6 protein-coding genes and 1 pseudogene are annotated in these 15,992 nt (G+C 36.6%); 6 read left to right on the top strand and 1 reads right to left on the bottom strand.

The genetic code is table 11. The features are described from left to right. Positions 1-46 precede the first annotated feature (46 nt). A complete protein-coding gene (locus H1220_04505; GenBank protein QMI85011.1) occupies positions 47-1,447 on the bottom strand; it encodes an ISL3 family transposase in 1,401 nt (466 codons plus the stop codon). A gap of 201 nt (positions 1,448-1,648) precedes the next feature. Here H1220_04505 and H1220_04500 point away from each other — a divergent pair. From H1220_04500 to H1220_04475, 6 genes and pseudogenes are all read left to right on the top strand, one after another. Then, positions 1,649-1,884 (top strand): annotated as a pseudogene (locus tag H1220_04500) (hypothetical protein). 14 nt (positions 1,885-1,898) lie between these two features. Then, positions 1,899-2,681, top strand: coding sequence for a hypothetical protein (locus tag H1220_04495; GenBank protein QMI85010.1), 783 nt, complete (start codon positions 1,899-1,901; stop codon positions 2,679-2,681). A 50-nt stretch (positions 2,682-2,731) separates the two neighbouring features. Then, positions 2,732-2,926: a hypothetical protein gene (locus H1220_04490; GenBank protein QMI85009.1), complete on the top strand. Its 195-nt coding sequence runs from the start codon at positions 2,732-2,734 to the stop codon at positions 2,924-2,926. 285 nt (positions 2,927-3,211) lie between these two features. After that, positions 3,212-3,721, top strand: coding sequence for an RDD family protein (locus tag H1220_04485; GenBank protein QMI86608.1), 510 nt, complete (start codon positions 3,212-3,214; stop codon positions 3,719-3,721). Between the two features lie 1,347 nt (positions 3,722-5,068). Further along, positions 5,069-5,695 carry a recombinase family protein gene (locus H1220_04480; GenBank protein QMI86607.1) on the top strand — a complete coding sequence of 209 codons (627 nt, stop codon included), beginning with the start codon at positions 5,069-5,071 and terminating at the stop codon, positions 5,693-5,695. Positions 5,696-5,890: 195 nt separating this feature from the next. After that, the gene (locus tag H1220_04475) at positions 5,891-15,631 is read left to right on the top strand and encodes a DUF1542 domain-containing protein (GenBank protein QMI86606.1); all 9,741 of its coding nucleotides are present in this window, start codon (positions 5,891-5,893) and stop codon (positions 15,629-15,631) included. The last annotated feature ends 361 nt before the right edge of the window (positions 15,632-15,992 follow it).

Genomic DNA, 15,992 nt, shown 5'->3' with positions numbered 1-15,992 from the left:
TTGTGTTGGTGGAGAGAAATAGTGAGTATGTTGGTAGTGAATGGCATTAACCATTCACTACCTTTTTCACATTCTTTTTCTGCCACTGAGAATGGTGTTGTATGATTAAAATACGCAATCTAAAATAAGAAAAACGTCTGTAGCCATAGGCAATCCGTTTGATGACTTTAATATGATTGTTGATAGCTTCTGTGATACCGTTTGAATAAGGTGTGGTAAAAGCTTGATAAATACCATTCTGATAGGTTTTAAAAATATCAAATTTCTTTCTAAACCACTCTGGTAATGACGGGTCAATATGATGAATAACCTCCATAAATGACTCAAAATCTCGCTGTCTATAAGCATATCTCAACTCTTGTACAAACTCATATGCTTGTTTTAAAACAGGACTATAGTCTAATAATCTATCCAGGATTTGTGCGTGTGTCAGATATGTTTTAAAGGATTGGTGATAGTGATAGTCTGTATCATTTACATCAAAGGCATCTTTTAATAATAATTTCCAGTATTTCTTTAAGTGTTTATAAGCCTTTTCTTCTTTTTTAAAGGTGTTCATTTCTTTTATACGTAGTGTATTTAAATTCCGATGTATATGTTGTATGATATGAAATCTATCTGTGACAATAACGGCATTAGGAAAAACCTTCTGAATAAGTTTGCCATAATTGGCATTCATATCCATAACAAGATAGCGAACGCTATGTCTTGCTTTTTTAGAAAATTGTTTAAAATAAGTGATTAAATGGTCTAATTGGCGACTAGGTAACACATCAATAATACGGTGCGTCAATCCGTCTACACAGATAAAACTCATCTTCCCTAAATGAGATGTCACAGACTTAAATTCGTCGATACATAGTACCTTAGGTAGATAATGAAAAGACGGTTTAACTTGTTTTGTATATTTATCTAAGACACGTTGTACGGTCACATCAGATACAAAGTGGTCTTGGCAGATATGTTTTCTTGAAATATTTTTCGTTAAATCAAGTGCAATAAGTTGTTTTAATTCTTTAGAAATACAACAATGTTTATCGACTAAAGAACACGAAGAAGAACAGGTTTTTAGACACGTTTTACAGCGATAACGGGTTCTTTTAAGAAGTAAAACAGTTTTGATTTGTCTAAACTTTGGTAATAATGTTTTCGTTTGATATGTCCCATGTTTGATGAGTGTTTTAGCATGACAATGTGGACAGGTGTGGCAAGGCTTTGTCCAAGTACCTTTAATAAAGTGGTGTGGAATACCATTTATTGTTTTTTCTTCTAACCAATGTTCATCAGCTATGAAAGATTTATCTGTTAATGTCAATAATTTTTTTGTATAATAATCCATGAGAAATACCTCCTTGTTTAATTGTGGTGATTTAATCATACAGGTATTTCTCTTTTTTTGTCCACTTTTATATACAAAATCGTGTTGGTGGATTATTCCCACCAACACGATTTATTATAGAGCCTATAAAATTAAATAATCGAGTTAAAATTCTAGCGTCATAAAAACAAATTGTTTATTTGCCAATCGATAGTTTTTATCGAGTGATCTCTGTTGAAGCCTATTTCAAACATGGTTTTAATATTTGTGGTGTGGTGTTTGATGAATTGCATACATAACCTAATCGAAAACTATTTGACATCATGACCAAAACAGAAAATAGCTCAAGATGGACATCCTGTTTTAAGGTGGAATATGGATAATATTTTTATTCGAATAAATCCGTTAGGAAATATCAAAGCAAACAAAGAAAAAACAACAGAAAAATTGACGGTGCGATTGCGACTATTATAGCACTTGATAGAGCGATTCGTTGTGGCAATCAGAAGTTTATGACAATCGTAGATTTTTATCTATATGATGATATAATAAATGTATTATTTTAGTAGAGGTGATGTATATGTTAAAAAATCCATGGAAAGATATTGTTGAAGAAATTAATGATTCAGGTAATAAGCAAATATTTGCTGCTGACGATAAAACTTTTTTAGATAATTTAAGGTCTAGGGAAGAATATGAAAAATTGAATGACAAGTATAAATTGAATCTCAATGTTTATCCCCTACATTATATTGGTGATATTAAAAAAGCTAAAATACTAGTTTTAGGCTTGAATCCTGGTGTTAATGATGAATATATTGAATTTTATAATACATTTGACGAGTCTTATCAAAAAAAAATAAAAAGGAATTTAGACTTTTCTGAACCTCGTTTTTTTGAGTTTGATTCTTATAAAGATAAACAAGGGTATTGGAAGAAATTACGAACATTATTTCCAGAAGAATATGCTCAGAAAATAGAATTTATGAAAAATTCATTAGATACTTCAAAAATAGATGGTTTTTTTAATAAAAATATTGCAGTGGTTGAGTTTTTTCCTTATCATTCAGAAGCATATAATAATAAGGAGGGATTAGAACCGTTAGTAAATAAAGTTATAAAAGAAAAGGGATATTTACCAACACAAAAATTTGTATTTGAAATAATTTCTGAAAGATTAAAGAAAAAAGATGTGGTTATAATAATATATAGAGCTGTTAGTAAGTGGATGGATGCTGTAGAGGGACTTTCCGATTATGATAAAGTCTTTGTTACTACTAATCCACAAAAGCCATCATTAAAAATTGAAAAATTGGTAAAAGCTAATTATGGAAAAGAAATTTTAGAGGTAATAGAAAGATAAAAGTATCACATATAGAGGTGTTTTTTAATATCTAAAATTAGGAGGAATGTATGAAACTATTTAGTGGACTTTTTAAATCAAGAGATAAACCAGAAAACAAACTCAACAATAATAGTTACTCCTTTTTCATTGGGCACTCCTCTAGTGGTAAAGGTGTGAATAAACAACCGGTTATAGCCGGTTGTCTATTCGTATGTTCGAATATTATCGGAAATATTGTCAAGTCTACAAATCTATGTCTATGAGATAATCGATGTGAAAAACAGAAAAAGTCACAACAAGTAATCGGGAAATGACAACAGGTTTATTTCTCTTGCGTTGTGTTGAAATTGGTATAGTTATACAAGAACTCGACTTACTAACAATTGGGTTAGTACTTGATATTTGGAGTGAAAAAACAAATGATGACGTGACATATAGCAAGGTTTCATGACAAAGTGAGTTTGATACGTTCTAATATAACACCTTAACTTTTTTTGGTATAATAGGAGCAGTAAATAAAAGATAAATTAGAATTTGTGAGGGACAGAATGTATAAAGAAAATAATAAAATAAGTTTCTCGACTAGAGTGAAAGAACTTTTTATAGACTGGTTGGTCATATGTGCATATCTGGTATGTTTATTTATCGTTTGTATTTTATTTTACAAATGGGTATTAAAAGAAATTCCCGCATTTACGTATATGCAGTCTCAGATCATCGCTTTTGTTTCGTCCGTTATTCCGATAATTCTATTTTTTACTTATCTTGATTATAATGGTGGAAGTATTGGAAAAAGAAAGATGGGACTAAAGTTGGCTTATAAAAATAAAAACTATGGTTCTGCTTTAGTTCGAAATATAATAAAGTTTTTACCTTGGCAATTAGGGCATATGAGAACTATCAGGGGGATGTATACTGGCTTCGATACTATTAGTATAGTTTTAGAGGTATTATCAGTTGGACTCATGTTAGTTTTATTTTTAATGGGAACCATAAGAAATGATAAAAGACATTTAGGAGATTTAATCGCTGGAACTCAAGTTTTGATAGAAAAATAAATTTTAATTATTCAAGTTTAAAACCTCAATTTACGACTCTTCGTTAAATCGTGTTGGTGGAGAGAAATAGTGAGTATATTGGTAGTGAATGACATCAGCCATTCACTGCCTTTTTCAGATTCTTTTTCTGTCGCATAGAAAGATGTTGTATGATACACACAATCTAAAATAAAAAAATGTCTGTATTTATTTGAACTGTATTTTCGAGCGTTAGATATTTTGTTTAACTTTTCGAATGTAGTTCATTTTATTATTCATAATACCTTTTAATTATTGGAAGAAAACCAATAAAAAATGTTATAATAATATGGAAAATCAAATTGTTAAAAAAGCGACAGTTTTTAAGTGCAAGACGAAAGGTTGGCTTAAAAACATAGTAAGACATATAGCTTGTTCGCCAAATAGCGACAAGCATCTTAATAAGAGCAACTTTATTTGCCTTATTAAGCAATGTGTTGCATCCCCCTAAATAATTAAAAGGAGAAATTGTATGATAAAACTAATAGCAATAGAAATAACTACCAATTCATGGATACAACATAACGAAATAAATGGTGCCGATATAAGGGCTTTAGGTAGTTTTTAAGTTTGAAAGGTTAAGAATCATATGAAGAGATGATTTTTTGAACTTTTAAAATTTTATCTATAATATTGAAATCGTTAAATAATTTATTATCGTTAAAAAGTAAGTAATCGTTAAATTGTTATTAGTTGATATTGAGTATGGGTGTTGAGAAGAAGATACCGATTTTGATACAAAACTAAATAGAAAATAGCTTGAAATATAGCCTTTGTTGCTAGTCCGCGTTTTAAAATGAATTGAAGTTTTTTTATTGTGCTCTTAATTTTGGCTGTATAATTTTTAGGGATGTCAAAAAAATAATAGGGGTGTGGAATTTTTCTAGGGGGTATCAACAGGATTTTTATATAAGTAACGGATTTACAAATACTTTTTATTTTAGAATAATACTCGAAGATTGTTGGAGGTGAGATAGAATTTAAAATTATAAAAAGCATGAAGTGTATATATATTTGTTATTTTACGTTTGAATTAATGGTTTGGTTTAGATTTAAATAAATAGTGGTTTTAAAAAGTTATCTATTTAGTTACAAGGTTAATTACTTATTTACCTTATTTATGTTATTGAATATTACTGTTTTTATGAATTCTAATAAGAGAGTCTGGACTTTTGTTCGGACTTTTTTTGATTTATTAATTATTTTGAGATAGGAAGGTATATTTTTTATGATATGAAGTAAACAATGCGCTGTTTATCTTTTCAAGTTGAAGTTGTTTATAGGGTTTATTTAAAGCATTATTGAGATAATAGTAAAGGAGGATAAAAAATGAAATATGGCTATATTCGTGTGTCAACTAAGGAACAAAATGTTGAGCGTCAACTAACTGCAATGTATCAAGAGGGAATTGCAGATAAACAGCTTTATATTGATAAGATGTCTGGAAAAGATTTTAATCGTATAGCTTACAAGCGTATGATAAAGCGTCTCAAAAAAGGTGATGAAGTTGTAATTAAATCAATTGATCGCTTAGGTAGAAATTATGATGAAATTCTTGAACAATGGCGGTATCTAGTAAGAGAACAAGAAGTTGATATTAAAGTATTAGATCTTGATTTATTGAACACAAAATCATCTTTTGACAATAATATTACGGGAAGATTTATTTCGGATTTAGTTTTACAAGTTCTTTCTTATGTGGCACAGGTAGAACGAGAGAATATGTTACAACGACAAAGAGAGGGGATTAGAGAAGCAAAGAAAAAAGGTGTTCGATTTGGGCGACCAAAAAAAGAAATACCACCTAACTTTGAAGAAGTCTATCAACAATGGGAATTACAGCAATTAAATATCCAAGAAGCAGCCGATGTTCTAGATGTTGCCAAAACAACGTGTTATAACTGGTTAATAGCCAGAAAAAATCAAAAAATAGTTCTAAATACTAGGGATTTTTGAATAAATGTGCTATCATTACTGTGATATATTTTGATTTTAAAAAAGGCAAGAAAAAAGGCGTTTTTAGTCCATATTTTGAACATTGAATAAATTAGTTAGTGTCTTAAATTTCAATAGGAATAGCGATTCAAAAATCCCTGATTTTTTGAATGATTTAAAATCAAATGAAATCAAAAAATATAAGGAGGAAAATCGATGTTTAATAAAAAGAAAGATCGTTTTTCAATACGAAAATTTAAAGTAGGGGTAGGGTCAGTTTTCTTAGGCTCTTTCTTGATAGTTGGACCACAAGTTTTTGCAGAAGCAAGTGAAGTTATTGAGTCTGTACCTAAGTCAAGCGTAGTGGATTTTGAGTTGTCATCAGTAGAAAAAGTAACTGTTTCTGAGAATACAACTGTGGTTGAAGAAGCTAGTCTATCGACAGCTGAATTGAAAGAAGATGGATCTGAAAAAGTAACGAATCAAGAAGAATCAGCCGTCACTGAAGTAAATCCAATAACTGAGGAAGTTAACCGTTCGTCTGAACAACTAGGTGAGAAAGTTGAAGAAACTATTTCAGTGGATAAGTTGACTTTAGAAGTCTTCAAAAAACTATCAGTTGCAGAAGTTAAATTGTTGACAGAGGAACACTTCCGTCAATTAAATCTTAGTGATGAAGACGTTGCAGGACTATCTTTAGAACTAACGAAGGCATTGACAAGTAGCCGTGCTTATCAACGTTATAATCGTTCAAGAGGAGAAATGCCAGAAGGAACAGGTTTCCGTGCGGATTCAAATGCCGTTCCAGCTGGTTTTACAGCGGTAGGAAATGAAGGCGATTTGAGAAAGTCAACGAATAATCAATTTGTTGTTGCAGGTACAAGTATTATAACTGGTAGAACAGAAGCTCAGATTGATACTGTTCGTAATCAAGCAGGTGCTTATGTGGGTAGTTTCCAAGCTACTGGTATACCGGCGAATACAAAAGTTAAGTTTAATTTGATTTCAGCTATTGATGGTAGAACATTGATAGAGGGACCAGAAGTTACTGCGAATCAAAACGGAGTTGCGAATTGGAGTTATTCTAATACAGACCCAGCTAAACCGATTCTAGCAGGTTATGTAACGGCTACCTATTCATCTGGGGGCACTCAGCATGAATTTAGATACAAAGTAGATTACCCTAAACCTGTAATTGGTGCTAACGATGCACATCCAGAAGTACTAAAGTATTTGAATGGGTATGATAAAAAAACAATTAAAAACGCAGACTTTACTCGAAATGGAGGTTTGAATCCTGGGGGCGTACAAATAGCCCATATAGCTAGAAATGCTAAGATTGAATACATAGTCCAAACTCCTGATGGAAAAGAAGAAGTTGTCGCTGAAGGGCAAAACGGGAAAACGATGGATGGAAAGCCAGCTCCCCAATTTCCTGACAATGTTGCAAACACACCAGGAACAAATGGAATTAATGCAGATGCAGGTCCGGGTAATATTTCTTATGGTTGGGGACCAAAACTAGAATTTAAAAAACCTTTGCCGCTTTCTGGTAAGTTTTATGCTCGTGTAACGATGAAACAAGCAGACGGGGATATCGTCGTTACAGGACCAAAATATGATATCACGACAGCTCCGCGGATTGCCGCTCCAACTTCTGTTAATCCATTTAATGCAGCTACAGATAAGACGCTTTCTGGTACAGGGATGGCTAATCAAACGATTCGAATTATCATTCCAGGAGTAGATAAACCGAAATATGCTATTGTGGATGGAAGTGGGAATTGGTCTCTTAAAGAAGAAGGAACAGCTTCAATGTTTAATGCTGAATTTGCTTCTGGAGATAATGTTGGTGCAGGACGCGATGACTTTAATGATTCAAAAGGAACGTGGGTTAATCGTGATATTTTGACAAGTGCAGATATTGCAGCTATTAGAGCAGCAGTAGCAAATGGAGAAGAAATCAAAATTATCCAACAACCTAATATGTGGCCGGATAATAGTAATTTGGCAGGACGCTTTTGGTCACTAGGATACGGTGCGAATACTGCTGTTCGTTACCGTGCAAGTGCAAATGACGATGGTACAGGAGATGATGGACGTCCATCTACAGGTCATCTCAAATTAGTTGTAAATCAAGTGCCACAAGTAGAGTCAACGCGTGAGGTTCAACAATTTTCAGAATTGCCGACAGAAAGTGATAAACTTCGTGATTTAATCGTTTCTAATCCAAATGAATTACCAACAGGAACAACTTTTGTGTGGGCGACAAAACCTAGTACAAATAGTTTAGGCGAGCAATCTGGAGTCGTAACAGTTACCTACCCAAATGGTACGAGTCAAACGATTAATCTAAAAGTTAACGTGGTAGACACCGTTCCCCCAGCTGAACCATCACTAAGACCACAACCAGACGGAAGTGTTGTTATTAGCACACCAGAGGATGCCAAACGCTTGGTGGTCACAGTTGCTGACGGCACACCGGTAGAATTTGTGAAAGATAATCAAGGTAATTGGAGTCTAGCGAATGGTCAAGGTGTACCAACAGGTTATGCGACTGCAAATGGGAAATTATTAGTTCCAAGCACGAATAACCAAACAGTAACGGCAATCGTAAAAGATGAAGCGGGGAATTCGTCAACACCAGACAAAGTCAAAGCAAATGATCAAATCACAGCCGCTAAAGCAGAGATTGAAGCTGCTAAAGTAAAGAAAAACCAAGCGATTGATGCTAATCAGGACATGACGCAAACCGAAAAAACTACGGCTAAGCAAGCAGTAGAAAAAGCAGCTAACGATGCAATTAAAGCCTTGGATAAAAAAGCAGAAGTCGATAAAAATGCAGCCTTAACTTCAGATTCAGTAGACTTTACCGCTGTCGGTACTGAAAAACAAAAAGGACTCGATGCGATTGAAGCTGTGCCACTGTTAGCCAAAGATAAGGCTAATCAAGAAATTGATGTAGCAGCAGCAACTCGAAAAACAGCAATCAACGCCACTCCAAATGCAACACAAGCAGACAAAGAGGCTGCAATCAAAAAAGTAGATGCAGCAGTAGAAAAAGCCAAAGCAGCAATTACAGCAGCCACTACACCAGATGCTGTGAACGCAGCGAAAGATGCAGGGAAAACAGCGATTGAAGCGGTAGAGGCAGCAGTAGCACCAGCTGCTCAAAAAGATCCACTAGAAGCTGCTAAAGAAACTGCGAAACAGCACCTAAAAGCAGAAGCGGATAAAAAAATCAAAGAAATTACGGCAAGTGACATCCTATCACCTGAAGAAAAAGTTAGAGCCATCAATAATGTAAATAAAGTGGTTGAAGAAGGAAACAAAGCGATTGATGCAACTCAAAATCAAGATGCTGCAACGGATGCAGGTTCTGATGCGGAAGCTCGTATTGAAGATATAGGTAGTGTAGGCAGAGATAAGGCAAGAAAAGCGATTGATGATGCGGCAGCAATTAAAAAAGCAGCGATTGATGCTAACCCAGCTTTGACAACTGAGGAAAAGAATGCTGAGAAAGCGAAAGTTGACGCTGCTGTAACAGCAGCAAAAACAGCAATTAATCGCGGGCGTAATCAAAATGAAATTAATACTGCAAAAGACACTGGGGTAAATACTATTAATGCTATAACTCCAGTTCCAGTCAAGAAAGACGCAGCTAAAGCTAAAGTTGAAGAAGCAAAACGCATAAAAGAGCAAGCCATCGACAACAACAATCACTTGACGGCCGAAGAAAAACAAGCTGCCAAAGAAAAAGTTGCAGCAGAAGCTGATAAAGCTAATAAAGTGATTGATGCGGCAACGTCTAATCAAGATGTAGCAACTGCTCAAACAGCTGGAGAAAAAGCCGTACGAGATGTGCCAGAAACAGCAGCCAAAAAAGCAGAAGCCAAAGCAGCTATTGACAAGGTAGCTGCAGATCGTAAGCTTGAGTTGGCGCTTAGAACGAACTTGTCGCCGGAAGAAAAAGAGGCAGTGCTTGCAGATGTAGAAGCGGCAGCTACAGCAGAAAAAGAAAAAGTTGACCAAGCGACTAATGACGCAGGTGTAGAAGCGGCGAAAACTGCAGGTGAAAATGTTGTGAAGGCAGTCGATAAAGTCGGAAAAGACCAAGCCAAAGCAGCGATTGATGCCGCTAAAAAAGCGAAAGATAAAGAAATCGATGACAACAAGGACTTGACGGCTGAAGAAAAACAAGCAGCTAAAGAGCAGACTAAACAAAAAGCAGACGAAGCCAAACAAGCTATTGATAACGCAACTAACAAAACTGGCGTAGACACAGCGAAAACAGATGGAGAAGCAGCTTTAGCAGGCGTAGCACCAACTGCTGATAAGAAAAAAGACGCTAAACAAGCGATTGAGGCTAAGGCAACGGAAGCTAAAGATGCCATTGACCAAAATCAAAACTTATCACAAGCTGAAAAAGACGCTAAAAAAGCCGAAGTAGAGGCTGAAGCAAACAAAGCTAAAGACGCAATTGATGCTGCAACTAACAATGCTGAGGTTGATAAAGCTAAAACAGACGGTGAAGCCGCAGTAAATGACATTCAAATAGTTGGTAAAGAAAATGCTCTCAAAGCTATTGATGACGCTGCAGCAGAAAAAGAAAAAGCTATTAATGACAATGCTGATCTAACAGCTGAAGAAAAAGCGAAAGCGAAAGAAGCTGTTTCACAAGCGGCTAAGGACGAGAAGCAAAAGGTTAACGATGCGATAACTCAAGATGCAGTAACAGCAGCTCAAGCAGCAGGGGTAAAAGCAGTCAATGACGTAGAAGTCACTCCAGCGAAGAAAAAAGACGCAAAAGCAGCAATTGATGAAAAGCTTAAAGAAAAAGAAAATCTTATCAATGATGCAACTGGTTTGACTGAAGATGAGAAAACAGCTGCAAAAGAAGAAGCTAAGAAATTAGCAAAAGAAGCTAAAGAAGCAATTGATGCAGCGACAACAGATGCAGCTGTTGATAAAGCGAAAACAAACGGTACGGGTGAAATTGAAAAAGTAAGCCCAAATGCTGTGACAAAACCAGAAGCGACGAAAGCTATCGATGAGGCAAAAGCTGCTAAAGATCAAGAAATCGACGGCAATAAAGATTTGACCGATGAAGAAAAACAAGCAGCCAAAGAGAAAGTTCAACAAGCAGCAGACGAAGCAAAACAAGCTATCGCAGATGCAACGACAAATGATGCTGTTACAAATGCGAAAACTAATGGTCTAAATGCGTTGAATGATGTCCCTCAAACTTCAGAAATTAAGGCAACTGCTAAAAATAGTATTGATAATGCCAAATTACAAAAAGAGCAAGAAGTTGACATGCGTTCAGACTTAACGGATGAGGAAAAAGCCGCAGCTAAAGCGGAACTTGCTAACAAAGCTCAAGAAGCAAAAAATGCAATTGACGCTGCTACAACGAATGATGCTGTTGGCGATGCATTGAATGAAAATCTGCCGTATTACAATAATTTTGCGCCGAAACCAGTTCAAAAAGAAGCTGCCAAAGCGAAAGTGGAAGAAGTTGCAAAAGCGAAGGAAGCAGCTATTGACAAAAATACTCAAGCGACAGATGAGGAAAAAGTAGCTGCTAAACAAAAAGTTCAAGAAGAAGCGACAAAAGCGAAGCAAGCAATCGATGCAGCGACTACAAATGCAAATGTCATTGCTAAAAAAGATGATGGTATCGTAGCAATCAACGGCGTGGATGTAGCACCAAAAGCTAAAGAAGCGGCAAAAAAAGCGATTGATAAAGCAGCAGAAACGAAGAAAGCGGAACTTGTAGCGAACCCAGATCTTAGCACAGAAGAAAAATTGGCTGCCATTCAAAAAGTTGATGAAGCAGCAAAAGCAGCAAAAGAAGCGATCGACGAAGCAGAGACAAATACGACCGTTGACACTGAAACAGCCAATGGTGTGAAAGCAATCAATGCTGATACAGTCGCAAAAGATAAGCAGAAAGCTGAAATTGAGAAAGCAGCTGCTGATAAGATTGCTGTTATCAATGCGGACGACAAAGCAACGCAAGAAGAAAAAGAAGCAGCTATCAAAGCAGTGAACGATGCTAAGAAGGAAGCTTTACAAGCGATTGAGGATGCAGATGCAGCTGATCAAGTTACTGAAGCCGTTACTGATGGAAAACAAAAAATCAAAGATGTTGAAGTTTCTCATGCAACTGCTGATGCCGTAGAAGCAGCGCTAGCGAAAGCGGAAACTGAAATCAACAAAGCAGCAGACGCGAAGAAAGACGAAATTGCGAATAACGATGCTTTATCAGACGCAGAAAAAGAAGCAGCGAAAAAACAAGTAGATGACGCTGCAAAAGAAGCAAAAGAAAAAGCAAACGCAGCAACAACACCAGAAGAAGCAGACCAAGCAGTAGAATCTGGTAAAACAGCTATCGATGACATTGCTCCAATTGGCAAAGACAAGGCTAAAGATGCCATTGACAAGGCAAAAGAAGCAAAAGACAAAGAAATCGATGCGGATAAAGCCTTGACAGAGGAAGAAAAAGCGAAAGCGAAAGCAGACGTTGAAAAAGCCGTAGCTGATGCGAAAAAAGCAATCGACGACGCGATGGACAATGATGGTGTTGATACAGCGAAAACAGAGGGTGAAACTGCAGTAACTGGTGTTCAACCAGCAGCAGCGAAAAAACAAGCCGCTAAAGACGTAATTGACAAGGCAAAAGAAGCAAAAGACAAAGAAATCGATGCGAATAAAGCTTTGACAGAGGAAGAAAAAGCGAAAGCAAAAGAAGAAGCACAAAAAGCTGCAGACGAAGCCAAAGCGAAAGTGGACGAAGCTGCTACAAACGAAGATGTAGCCAACGTTCGTGCTGAAGCAGAAGATAAGATTGAAAAACTTCAACCAACCGCAACTGCTAAAGACGACGCGAAAGCAGCTATTGCAGAAAAAGCGAAAGAAGCCGCTGAATCTATTGATCAAAATAATGATTTAAGCGAAGCAGAAAAAGCAGCTGCTAAAGCCGAAATTGCAGAAAAAGCAGAAGAAGCGAACAAAGCAATCGATGCAGCTACAGATCAAGCTGCTGTAGATACAGCGAAAGATGATGGTAAAACAGCTATCGATGGTATTGCTCCAATCGCAAAAGACAAAGAAAAAGATGCGATTGATGCAAAAGCAGTTGAGAAGAAAAATGCAATCGAAGGCGATAACAACTTAACAGCTGAAGAAAAACAAGCTGCTCAAGCCGAAGTAGATGCAGCTGCAAATGCAGCCAAAGCAGAGATTGACAAAGCAACTGACAAAGCGGCTGTAGACCAAGCGAAAGCAGCCGGTGAAAAAGCAATTGAAGCTGTTACTGGAACAGCTTCAACGAAGCGAGATGCTAAAGCCGCGATTGACAAGGCAAAAGAAGCAAAAGACAAAGAAATCGATGCAAATACAGCCTTGACAGATGAAGAAAAAGCGGAAGCGAAGAAAGAAGTAGCAAAAGCAGCAGGCGACGCGAAAGCAGCGATTGAGGCAGCGACAACGGATAAAGCAGTTGCAGATGAAAAAACTAAAGCTATCAAGGCAATTGACGAAGTATCACCAAGTGCTGTTTCAAAAGACGATGCTAAAGCCGCGATTGACGCAGCCGCAGATGTGAAGAAAGCTCGCATTGAAGCAAACCCTATCTTGACAACTGAAGAAAAAGAAGCAGAAAAAGCCAAAGTGGATGCAGAAGTCACAAAAGCGAAAGATGCAATTGATGCCGCAGCAACTAATCAAGCTGTAATTGATGCAAAAGCAGCAGGAATCAATGCGATTGACTCAGTGACACCTGACACGACTGCAAAAGCAGATGCTAAAGCCGCAATTGACAAGGCGAAAGAAGCAAAAGACAAAGAAATCGATGCAGATACAGCCTTGACAGATGAAGAAAAAGTAGTGGCGAAAGCAGCCGTTGAAGCTGCAGCAACAAAAGCCAAAGTAGCAATTGATGCCGCAACTGACAAAGACGGTGTTGATACAGCGAAAACAGATGGTGAAACTGCAGTAAACGACGTTCAACCAACAGCAGCGAAAAAACAAGCTGCTAAAGATACCCTTGATGCCGTTGCAGACGTGAAGAAAGCAGCAATTGATGCTAACACTGCTTTGACAACTGAAGAAAAAGAAGCAGCGAAAGCGAAAGTCGATGAAGCTGTAACAGCAGCAAAAGAAAGCATTGATACAGCTACTACGAATGCAGTCGTGGATACAGCAAAAGCTGAGGGTGTGACAGCGATTAAAGACGTGCCAGTCACAGCAACAGTGAAAGATCAAGCTAGAAAAGCGATTGATGAAGCTGCAAAAGCGAAAAAAGCTGAAATCAAGGCGAAAGATGATCTTTCAGCAGATGAAAAATTATCTGCAGTAGAAGATGTTGATACAGCAGCCAATAAAGCCAAAGAAGCGATTAATGCTGCAGAGACAGATGAAGCTGTCAATACAGCAGCGAACAATGGTAAAGCTGAAATCGAGGCGATCAACCCAGTCGCAAAAGATGCATCGAAAGTAGCAATCGATGAAGCAGCGAAAGCTAAGAAAGAAGAAATTGCGAATAATAACACTTTATCAGAGGCAGAAAAAGCCACAGCAAACAAACAAGTTGATGATGCTGTAGTAGCAGCGAAAGCAAAAGTGGAAGCAGCAACAACTCCAGAAGAAGTAACAGCTGCAGCAAATGAAGGTAAAGACGCAATTGAATCAGTGAAACCAGTTGGTAAAGACGCATCGAAAGCAGCAATTGATGAAGCAGCGAAAGCTAAGAAAGAAGAAATTGCGAATAATAACACTTTATCAGAGGCAGAAAAAGCCACAGCAAACAAACAAGTTGATGATGCTGCAGAAGCTGCGAAAGAAAAAGTGGACGAAGCAACAACTCCAGAAGAAGTAACAGCTGCAGCAAATGAAGGTAAAGACGCAATTGAATCAGTGAAACCAGTTGGTAAAGATGAAGCGAAAGCAGCAATCGATGAAGCAGCGAAAGCTAAGAAAGAAGAAATTACGAATAATAACACTTTATCAGAGGCAGAAAAAGCCGCAGCCAACAAACAAGTTGACGATGCTGTAACAGCAGCAAAAGAAAAAGTGGAAGCAGCAACAACTCCAGAAGAAGTAACAGCTGCAGTAAACGGTGGTAAAGATGCAATTGAATCAGTGAAACCAGTTGGTAAAGACGAAGCGAAAGCAGCAATCGATGAAGCAGCGAAAGCTAAGAAAGAAGAAATTGCGAATAATAACACTTTATCAGAGGCAGAAAAAGCCGCAGCCAACAAACAAGTTGATGATGCTGTAACAGCAGCGAAAGAAAAAGTGGAAGCAGCAACAACTGAAACAGAAGTTAAGGAAATTTTAGGTTCTACAAGTCTTGTGGTGTTGCCAATTGAAAAACTTCCAGTAGCAAACATTAATCAGTTAACAACGGCTGAGCAAGAAAGACTTGTTAAAGAATTAACTCGTTTTAATCCTAATGCGACAATTACTGTTGGTGAAAATGGTAAAATATTTGCTGATAATTTTGAAATCCCAATTACTGATTTGGTAGTTCAAGGTAGACATGAGCTTGGATTGGCTGATTTTAATGATAAACCAATCTTGAAACTCAATGCGGACGATGATAATGATGGGTTAACTAATCTTGAAGAATTACAACTTGGAACAGACTCATTTAATAAAGATACTGATGGTGATGGTGTCGATGATGGTACTGAAGTTAAGAAAGGTACAAATCCACTTGATGCGAATAGCTATCCAGTAAGTGATAATCAAGCTAACAGTGAAACCAAAGTTGATAAAAATAATGTCGGTGACGCTGATAGTCAAAATAATACAGCAAAATCAATTTCTGATAAAAAATTACCAACTACAGGTGAATCTAACTCAATGACTAGTTGGAATACCGCAACACTTTCACTTCTAATTAGTTTAGGTTTGGTAGTAGCTCGTCGAAAAAAAGATGAAGAAGCATAAAATTTAATCATGGTAATTTAATTGCTGATTTGTTTTTAGTATATTAAGAAACCCTGTATTTTAGGTTCTATAATATTTGGTGTTGGTGGCTTCCGCAAGGAAGCTATCAACACTTTTTTTATTGTATTAAAAAAACCGCTTATGATTTAAAGTTATTTGTCGAAACACTAATTAAATTGCCTAATAAAATGCCTGAATTAGGCGAAAAAGGAATATAGTTAGGTAATTTGAATTGAAAAGATAGATAAGCGATCCTTTGTTCGCTTTTTTCGTATCCAGGACAATATCGAAGAAGTTTTTCAAAAAAAGAAAACGTTTTCAATACTATATACTACGCATATAGTATGTTGTTGACACAGTC

Source organism: Carnobacteriaceae bacterium zg-84 (genome assembly GCA_013874835.1).
GTDB lineage: Bacteria > Bacillota > Bacilli > Lactobacillales > Aerococcaceae > WM01.
This window is presented reverse-complemented; position numbering and strand designations above follow the sequence as displayed.

Bases quoted from the DNA above. Each gene is read 5' to 3' on its own strand.
- H1220_04480 (QMI86607.1), top strand. From the start codon at position 5,069: ATGAAATATGGCTATATTCGTGTGTCAACTAAGGAACAAAATGTTGAG.
- H1220_04490 (QMI85009.1), top strand. From the start codon at position 2,732: ATGAAACTATTTAGTGGACTTTTTAAATCAAGAGATAAACCAGAAAAC.
- H1220_04495 (QMI85010.1), top strand. From the start codon at position 1,899: ATGTTAAAAAATCCATGGAAAGATATTGTTGAAGAAATTAATGATTCA.
- H1220_04475 (QMI86606.1), top strand. From the start codon at position 5,891: ATGTTTAATAAAAAGAAAGATCGTTTTTCAATACGAAAATTTAAAGTA.
- H1220_04485 (QMI86608.1), top strand. From the start codon at position 3,212: ATGTATAAAGAAAATAATAAAATAAGTTTCTCGACTAGAGTGAAAGAA.